The sequence below is a fragment of the Vogesella fluminis genome (assembly GCF_014652335.1).
Lineage (GTDB): Bacteria > Pseudomonadota > Gammaproteobacteria > Burkholderiales > Chromobacteriaceae > Vogesella > Vogesella fluminis.
The window spans coordinates 1-3,040 of the sequence record NZ_BMYP01000086.1 but is presented as its reverse complement, the minus strand read 5'-3'; the positions used below and the strand labels follow the sequence as shown (position 1 = coordinate 3,040).

5 protein-coding genes are annotated in these 3,040 nt (G+C 57.6%); 4 read left to right on the top strand and 1 reads right to left on the bottom strand.

The features are described from left to right. Positions 1 to 385: hypothetical protein (locus IE083_RS15430; protein WP_444545838.1), on the bottom strand; the 385-nt coding region annotated here is incomplete at its 3' end. A 195-nt stretch (positions 386 to 580) separates the two neighbouring features. Here IE083_RS15430 and IE083_RS15425 point away from each other — a divergent pair. Genes IE083_RS15425 through IE083_RS15410 form a run of 4 tightly spaced genes read left to right on the top strand, consistent with a single transcriptional unit; the run spans position 581 to position 2,902 of the window. Then, positions 581 to 1,303: a GIN domain-containing protein gene (locus IE083_RS15425; RefSeq protein WP_189354923.1), complete on the top strand. Its 723-nt coding sequence runs from the start codon at positions 581 to 583 to the stop codon at positions 1,301 to 1,303. A gap of 12 nt (positions 1,304 to 1,315) precedes the next feature. Beyond that, complete coding sequence (locus IE083_RS15420) at positions 1,316 to 2,371, top strand: AcrVA2 family anti-CRISPR protein (RefSeq protein WP_189354922.1); 1,056 nt, start codon at positions 1,316 to 1,318, stop codon at positions 2,369 to 2,371. Then, entirely contained in the window at positions 2,358 to 2,627 is a 270-nt protein-coding gene (locus tag IE083_RS15415; protein ID WP_189354921.1) for a CopG family ribbon-helix-helix protein, read from the top strand. The genes IE083_RS15420 and IE083_RS15415 overlap by 14 nt, the downstream gene beginning before the upstream one ends. After that, positions 2,627 to 2,902: a type II toxin-antitoxin system RelE/ParE family toxin gene (locus IE083_RS15410; protein ID WP_189354920.1), complete on the top strand. Its 276-nt coding sequence runs from the start codon at positions 2,627 to 2,629 to the stop codon at positions 2,900 to 2,902. The genes IE083_RS15415 and IE083_RS15410 overlap by 1 nt, the downstream gene beginning before the upstream one ends. Positions 2,903 to 3,040 lie beyond the last annotated feature (138 nt).

Here is a 3,040-nt window from a genome sequence, read left to right as displayed (position 1 = left end):
CTGGAAAACCGGACCGGAGTTCGGCCCTGAAATTTACACCACCTTGACGGACGCTATCGATGCGCTCGACCGGATCCGGCAAGCGGCCCTTGCCTTTACCACCGCTTGACTGCCCAGGAGCGAAGTCAGTGACCAGCCCCGAGCCTTGCCGGGCGCGGCGGATCAGCGCATAGACCTGCCGCCGGGACAGGCCCAGCGCCTGGGCTGCCGCGTCGGCCGCCGCATGCCCGACCGTCTCCGACTGCGCCAACGGCCCGATGATCTCGGCACGACGGCGCGCACGCTCCCAAGCCTGATCTGACAGGGTAGCCACGCCTTGCTCGGCAATCCGTGGGGTATCGGTCGCCATGCTCACCTCGGTTTGGTGCACACGAGTATTGAGCATAGACGAATTTCGTGCAGATGAGTCCTGATATTGAGCTGTCAGGAGCCGACTGCACAGCAGCCTTCAAACCGCGTTTTTTGGTGCAGTCGCCTTCTGAAAATGACAGTATTTCAAACTGACACTTTTCTTGACTGATTCAAGTTTAATCACTATGATTTAATAAGAATTAAATTACATCAGAAAGGATTGAGCCCGATGGACATCTTCCGCCCACCCGCAACGAGCGACCAAAATGACTCGGCCTGGGAGCGTATCGAGAACTACGTCAAAGAAGAGCGACCACTCCAACTGATCCGCAAAATCGTGGTCAAGGGTTCGGTCGATGTAGTTTTCCGGCGCAGTGACAAGCCGATGCTCGTTGTGGCCGGCGAAACGGCGGATGCAGTAGCGTCGGTCAAGACCTACTTCAACGGCGGGAAGCTGGTGATCGAGCGGGAAGGCATGACCATCAGCTTCGGTAACAGTCGCATGACCTTCCACGGCTCGGTCGGGTCGTTCGTAATGGGTGACATCGTGAACGACAAACCGATGGGTACGAGCATCAGCCAAGGCAAAGTGGTCGTTGGCATCGCACTGCCCGAGGCACCGGCTATCAAGATCAAGGGGAGCGGCGACGTAACCTTGCTCGATCTGCGGCAAGCCGGGCTGGAACTCGAAATCGAAGGCTCAGGTGACATTACTGCCTACGGTCAAGTCGCTCACTTGGACGTGGAGATTGCCGGTTCTGGAGATGTCGATGCTAGCGAGTTGATTACCGATCACGCCAGCTTGTCGATTGCAGGCTCAGGTGACATCGAGGCATTCGTCCGCACCGAAGTGCGCGCCTGCGTAGCGGGTTCTGGCGACATTGTGGTGCGTGGCAATCCGTCGCGCCGGGACCATAGCGTCGCCGGCTCCGGCAAGATCAAGTTTTGTTGAGCGAGGCTGACGATGAACGAAAATCACCCAGCCCTCAATGCCCTGCGCGCTGTCGAGCAGCGTTATCCCAACGTCTGGAGTTTGGCCGACGATCTCCAGTCCCAATTCAAGACGGCAGGTAAGCACCGTGAAGGCAGCGTCTTTTCGGATGCCGAAGGCCATATGCTCTCTTATCGGCTTCAGGGCGCAAGCAAACCCAATCAAGCCTTTCATCCGGCCTTGTTCGGGGCTCTGGTTTCCTGGCGACCCACCAAGGGCATTTACCACTTTCATCCCGCACTGTACGAAGCGTTGATCGAGACCGATCTGGATGGAGAGATACCGAGTTCCTTGCTCCTGCGCATGCCGGGGTACGCGGTCTACATTGAGACCCCTGCATCGGAGAACATGCCGTATCCCATCGAAGGGTTCTTTGCATACCTGTCCCGGATGGGTAAGCAGGACGAATTGCAAATCGTCGCACTGCTGAAACAAGACGAGCAATCTCACGATAAAGATCCCGCTCCTCTGCGTGACGTCATCCTCTACTCGCTACCACTTGGCAATCACCCGGTATCAGACCTGCTGCGTCTCCACTTTGAGCGGGGAGAAGCGGAAGCAAGTGAGACTGGCACGCCGAAGCGCAAATATTCGGAAATAGCCGACGACACCAAGCTCATCATCGAACACGTCGTCTCCAGCATCCTGTCGTTGCTGTTATACCTGTGCTCCGAGCAGCCAGAAATCGACAACTGGACGCCGCCAGAGCCAAAAGCAAAGTTCTTCGGGACGAAACGGCGGCTACTTGCCGCCAAGGAAGCCATGAGTTGGGACGTTGGTCTCCGAATCGGGGCTGCCCTTGACCTGTCCGCCAAGCAAGATCGAGAAAGCGCGAACGAAGGCGGTTCCGGCATCACGGTTCGACCACATATCCGGCGGGCGCACTGGCATTCGTTCTGGGTCGGCAAGCGTGGTGCACAAACGCTCTCGCTTCGCTGGTTGCCACCCATCGCCGTTAATACCGATGGCTCAGAGAAACTGCCCGCCGTCATTCGCCAAGTTCAAGGAGATCATCATGCCCAAGGCTGATACCCGCGTGCTTACCGCACATGTTCCCATCCCACTCGCCGAGAAAGTTGACCAGCTGGCCGACCGCCTCGAACGCTCACGGGGTTGGATCATGAAACAGGCGCTTTCCAGTTGGATTGCCCAAGAGGAAGAGCGCGACCGTCTGACTCAGGAAGCGCTGGCCGACGTGGACGCCGGCCGTGTTATTGACCACCAAGCCGTGCAGGCGTGGGCTGACAGCCTGAGCACTGGCGAGCCTCTGCCGGTGCCGCGCTGATGGAGCTGAAGTGGACCAGCAAGGCACTGTCCGATTTGACGCGCTTGTACGAATTTCTGGCACCGATAAATAGATCAGCTGCTGCACGGGTGGTGCAGGTGCTGGCCAAGGCTCCAACCAACCTGCTCACCAATCCGCGCATTGGCGAACAACTGTTTCAGTTTGAGCCGCGCGAGGTGTGCCGGATTCTGGTCGGGGAGTATGAGATTCGCTACGAAATTCAGGACTCGCTCATCTACGTGCTGCGGCTGTGGCACACCCGCGAAGATCGGTAACGAAAGGGGAATTAACATGCTGGAGTTCAAGCTGACGCCGCACCATGCCGGCGTCACACTGTGGGGTGATTTCGAGGCACTAGCAGCCTGTCGGACTTAACGAGCCGTATGAGATAATTCGGATCATCCAAAACACAG

Excerpts from the sequence above, each read along its gene's own strand:
- IE083_RS15420 (WP_189354922.1), top strand. The coding sequence starts at position 1,316 with ATGAACGAAAATCACCCAGCCCTCAATGCCCTGCGCGCTGTCGAGCAG.
- IE083_RS15415 (WP_189354921.1), top strand. The coding sequence starts at position 2,358 with ATGCCCAAGGCTGATACCCGCGTGCTTACCGCACATGTTCCCATCCCA.
- IE083_RS15410 (WP_189354920.1), top strand. The coding sequence starts at position 2,627 with ATGGAGCTGAAGTGGACCAGCAAGGCACTGTCCGATTTGACGCGCTTG.
- IE083_RS15425 (WP_189354923.1), top strand. The coding sequence starts at position 581 with ATGGACATCTTCCGCCCACCCGCAACGAGCGACCAAAATGACTCGGCC.